6 protein-coding genes are annotated in these 4,559 nt (G+C 73.2%); 2 read left to right on the top strand and 4 right to left on the bottom strand.

Annotation, left to right across the window (positions count from 1 at the left end):
• The 4 genes from ACTOWL_RS37500 to ACTOWL_RS37515 form a co-directional block, all read right to left on the bottom strand.
• Positions 1-1,164: hypothetical protein (locus ACTOWL_RS37500; RefSeq protein WP_441326399.1), on the bottom strand; the 1,164-nt coding region annotated here is incomplete at its 3' end.
• 421 nt (positions 1,165-1,585) lie between these two features.
• Positions 1,586-2,035 carry an SRPBCC family protein gene (locus ACTOWL_RS37505; RefSeq protein WP_441326400.1) on the bottom strand — a complete coding sequence of 150 codons (450 nt, stop codon included), beginning with the start codon at positions 2,033-2,035 and terminating at the stop codon, positions 1,586-1,588.
• A 36-nt stretch (positions 2,036-2,071) separates the two neighbouring features.
• The gene (locus tag ACTOWL_RS37510) at positions 2,072-2,524 is read right to left on the bottom strand and encodes an SRPBCC family protein (RefSeq protein ID WP_441326401.1); all 453 of its coding nucleotides are present in this window, start codon (positions 2,522-2,524) and stop codon (positions 2,072-2,074) included.
• 60 nt (positions 2,525-2,584) lie between these two features.
• Positions 2,585-3,250 carry a TetR/AcrR family transcriptional regulator gene (locus ACTOWL_RS37515; protein WP_441326402.1) on the bottom strand — a complete coding sequence of 222 codons (666 nt, stop codon included), beginning with the start codon at positions 3,248-3,250 and terminating at the stop codon, positions 2,585-2,587.
• A 69-nt stretch (positions 3,251-3,319) separates the two neighbouring features.
• Here ACTOWL_RS37515 and ACTOWL_RS37520 point away from each other — a divergent pair, with 69 nt between their 5' ends.
• Positions 3,320-4,015: an SDR family NAD(P)-dependent oxidoreductase gene (locus tag ACTOWL_RS37520; RefSeq protein ID WP_441326403.1), complete on the top strand. Its 696-nt coding sequence runs from the start codon at positions 3,320-3,322 to the stop codon at positions 4,013-4,015.
• Between the two features lie 60 nt (positions 4,016-4,075).
• Positions 4,076-4,559 (top strand): hypothetical protein (locus tag ACTOWL_RS37525; RefSeq protein WP_441326404.1); only part of this gene is annotated, 484 nt, incomplete at its 3' end.

The raw sequence follows: 4,559 nt of genomic DNA on the forward strand, positions 1-4,559 counted from the left end.
CGCCGGGACCTTCTTCTCGATCAGCAGCTCGCGGGCGGCGGCGTTGTTCGCGCTCAGCTCCGGCCCCAGGGCCTGGCGATCCTGCGCCGCCACCTGGGCCTGGGCGGCCGCCAGCCCGGCGCCGGCCATGGCATGGGCCGCGACCGTGACCGCGGTTCGCCATTCCGTCGCCGTCGGCGCGCCGGTTCCGGTGAGCAGCCCATGCGTCCGGGGATCCGGAAGCCCGCCGCCAGCCGCGCCGGCATAGGCCGCGGCGATGGCCGCCGGCCGCTCGTCCAGATACTCGGCCATCACGACGGCGTTACGGGCGACATCGGCGGCAGTCTCGGCCGGCAGGCCGGCGCGTTGGCCGGCTCCGGCAGCGGCCCCGGCCGCGGCGTAGGTCGGGGCCGCCGCCGCGCCAAGATCCCTCCGCGCCTCCGGCGGCAGGCCGTTCGCCAGGGCGACCGCGGCCTCCACCGAGGCACCCGCCTTCAGCGCGTTGAGGGCGGCCGCCTCGGCGATCTGCCGGCCCGGCCCGGCACCCCAAGCCTGCCCGACCCGGCGCAGCACCTCGGTGGCGAAGGGGTCCGACCGCGCCGGCCCGTCGACCAGCTCGACCGCGTCGCCCCGGCCGAGATCGGCGTTGACCAGCCGGTAGCGGTCATCAGCCGTCTCCGGGCCGAGCACGCGCTCGACCAGCACCGGCGCGGATGTCTCGCTGGCCTTGCCGCGGATCATGACCTCGCCGACGCAGCATTCGCGCGACCCGATCTGGCGGAAGCCGGGCTGGAACGGCGCGGTGTTCAGGGCGTCGAACCCGTCGCCAGCCAGCCATCCGGCCGAGGCGGGGATCGCCCGGCCGCCGCGGACGCCCCAGCGGCCTTGCGGCTGCTTGTACAGCTCGACCGTGGTGTCCAGCGTCAGGTCCGCCTTCACCGGATGGAACGTCTCCTGCTCGCCGACGTCCCTGCCGTCGCCGCGGGATTGGCGCTCGGCGACCACCTGCACCGGCGCCGGCCCGCCGACGTCGAGCGATCCGGCGAAGAAGGTCCGGGTCCCGACCGCGATCTCGGTTCGGTCGTTGCCGGTCTGCCGTTTCTGGACGAAGGGATCCAGCGGGTCGCCGGCTTTGGCGCCGGTCCGGACGATCGCCGTGGTCAGCCTGTTGACATACAGGGCCATCCTGGCCCCCGGGATTCGGGATTTCTTCTTCATGGGCTCCCCAATATCCGGCCCGCTTCAGCGGACACGTCTCCGCACATCCGCCGCGACCGGCAGTTCTGCGAGGAGTTGATCAAGATCCGGTGGGATGATCGGCTCTGCCACGACTGTCCCGTTGCCGAGACAGCTGCTGAGCGGATGGCTCATGCTGCGTAACGGATCGGTCATAGTCTGGTAATAGGAAAAGGTTCAGCCGCCCAATGCAGGAACGGCATCACGGTATGCAGATGAATACGATCCGGGGCCGGGAACCCGGCCGTGCCGCCAGCGTTCCGCAGCCAGCTGTTCCCGGATGCGGTCCGGCCCGTCGGCCATCCGCCGGGCGAAGGGCCGGTCGGGGTCGACGGGACGAACAGCGACGCCGGATCCCGACAGGCCGGACTCAGCCGGTCCGGCCGAGCCAGGGGTCCGGGCCTGGGTCGCGCCCGCCGGCGAGCTCGGCCAGGCGATCGAGGTAGTGGCCCCAGCCCTCGGCGTGGCCGGCGCATTGCTCGGCATTGGGCAGGCCGGTGTGGGTCATCTTCAGCAGCGTGCCGTCCGGCTGCTCGATCAGGTCGATCTCGACCAGGCTCGATCCCGGCGGCACGACCTCGCTGCCGTCCCAGCCGAAGCTGTAGGACAGGCGATGCACCGGCACCACCTCGCGGAAGGCGCCGCGGGCGAAACGGGCGCCGGTGACGTTGACCAGGTACAGCCCGCCGGGCTGCGGGTCGAGCTGCGCCTCGGTGCCCATCCAGCGCAGGATCTGCTCCGGGTCGGTCAGCAGCGCGAACACCGCGGCGGGCGGCGCCGGAACATGGGTTTCGCGGTGGACGACGAGGGCGTCTGGCATCGGTCTCCTCCACAGTTGCAGCCTGGGCCGCGGCGATCAGCCCTTCGGCGCGTCGCCGGGCATCACGTCGGGGCCGGGGTCGAGATCGGCGACCACGGCCGCCAGCCGGTCGAGGTAATGCGCCCAGCCCTTGGCATGGGCCGGCACGGCCGAGGGCGGCAGGCCGCTATGGGTCATCCGCATCAGCGTGCCGTCGGGCTGCTCGATCAGGTCGATCTCGATCTGGCTCGACTCCGGCGGGACCTCTTCATTGCCCTCCCAGCCGAAGCTGTAGACCAGGCGGTGCACCGGCACCACCTCGCGGAAGGCGCCGCGCACCTTGTCCTTGCCGTTGACGTCGAGCAAATAGAGGCCGCCCGGCTGCGGCTCCAGCGTCGCGGCGATGCCCATCCAGCGCAGCAGCTTCTGCGGGTCGGTCAGGAAGGCGAAGATGGTGGCGGGCGGCGCCGGAATCCGCATCTCGCGCCGGAAGACGGTCGGCTCGTCCATGGGCTTCCCCTGTCCGCGATCCCGAGTCCAGCCGGCAAAATAACACGGCGCGGCCGGGGTTCACCATCCGCCACAGGATGGCGGGTCGCCTCGGGCCGGCCGCCGGGAGGCGTGCAGGTAGGATCGGCACATCAGCGTCAGCTCGCGTCGCAGCTCCTGCAGCGCGGACGGCGACGCACCGCGCTCGAAGACGACGCGCGTGCTGCCGGCGATGCTGGAGAACACCGCGAAGGCGACGGCCGGCAGGCTTGCGAAATCGGCGTCCGGCGCGCTCGCCAGCAGCCCGGCCGTCGAGGCGACGTTGCGGTCGACCGCCGCCGCCAGCAGCGCGGTCGAATCCAGGTCCTCGGCGATCAGGTACAGGGCCTGGGTGACGTCGAGCCGTTGCGCCTTCGCATCGAGGAAGGCGCCGACCAGGAGCTCCGCCATCTCTGCGCTCGGACGGCCCCGCCCCCGCTCGCAGGCCGCCTCGACGGCATCCGCCACATGCTCCAGATGCCGCTGCAGCACGGCGTAGAGCAGCGCCTGCCTGTGCGGGAAGTACTGGTACATCGTGCCGACCGACACACCTGCCCGCTCCACCACGCGGGTTGTGGTCAGCCGCCGCTCGCCCTCGGCCAGCAGAACCTGAATGGTCGCCTCGAAGATCGCGTCGACGGTGGCCTCGGCCCGCGCCTGGCGCGGCCGTTTCCGGGGCTTCAGGGCATCGGGCGGCGACGAAGGCAAATGCGAATTCCGGAACTGAAGGATCCTTCATATTCTAGCCGCTCCCCTCCCCCACCGCCAGGCCTTTCCATGAGCGTTTCCCCGACTGTCCTGATCATCGGCGCCTCGCGCGGTCTCGGCCTGGCCCTGGCCGGCGAATGGCTGTCGCGCGGCTGGGCCGTGCTCGCAACGGTCCGGGGCGCCGGACGCACCGCCCTGCACGGGCTGGCGGACGCCTCGGACGGCCGGCTCGCCATCGAGCCGCTGGAGATGACCGACCCCGCCGCGGTCGACGCGCTGCGCGACCGGCTGTCGGGCCGCGACCTGGATCTTCTGTTCGTCAACGCCGCCGTGGCCAACGGCGCCGGCGAGCGTGTCGACCAGGTCACGACGGAGGAGTTCACCCGGGTGATGGTGACGAACGCGTTGGGCCCGATGCGCATCGTCGAAAGGCTGGGCGGCCTGGTCCGTCCGGACGGCATGATCGCCGTCATGTCCTCCAGCCTGGGCAGCGTCGCGCTGAACGAGACGGGCGGGTGGGAGGTCTACCGGGGCAGCAAGGCGGCGCTCAACACGCTGATGCGATCCTATGCCGCTCGCCAAGCCGGCGACCGGCGCAGCCTGGCCCTGGTGGACCCGGGCTGGGTCCGGACGGAGATGGGCGGGGCGGAGGCCAGCCTCGGCATCGACCAGAGCATCCCCGGCGTGGCCGACGCGCTGGAGGCGCGGCGGGGCCGGCCCGGATTGCGATATTTCGACTACAGGGGAGAGACCGTGCCCTGGTAGGGCGGCCGCCGGCGCTCTGCGCGGGTGACAGGCCCCGGCCCGCGACGGCATGATCGCGGCATGGATCTGCCCGCGCCCCTCGACTGGCTGCTGGACGAGGCCGGCACCTCGCCCGGACCCGACCGCTTCCTGGCCGAGCTCGGCGGCCGCCTGCTGGCCGATGGGCTGCCGCTGGCCGGCGCCGCCCTGACCCTGGCGGTGCCGCACCCGATCGTCGCCCGCCGCACCTGGCTGTGGCGGGCCGGGACCGGGGCGGTGATCGAGGCGCTGGGCTTCGCCGGCATGCCGCTGGCGGCGGCCGGCCCGCCCGGCCGGGGCGGCCGCGACTGGCTGTCGGGGCTGGGGCCGGGCCCGGTGCAGGAGCAGACCGCCGGGCCGGCGGTGCTGGCCTGGGCCGGGACTCGGCCGTTCGAGGCCGACGAGACCGCCCGGCTGCGCCAGGCCGCGCGCTTCGCCGCGGCGCCGCTGGCCGCCCTGGCGTCGCGGGCGGCGCTGGCCGCCCTGCTGGAGGCCTATCTCGGCCGCCGCAGCGCCGCCCGGGTCC

The sequence above is a fragment of the Inquilinus sp. CA228 genome, assembly GCF_052078665.1.
Taxonomy (GTDB): Bacteria; Pseudomonadota; Alphaproteobacteria; order DSM-16000; family Inquilinaceae; genus Inquilinus.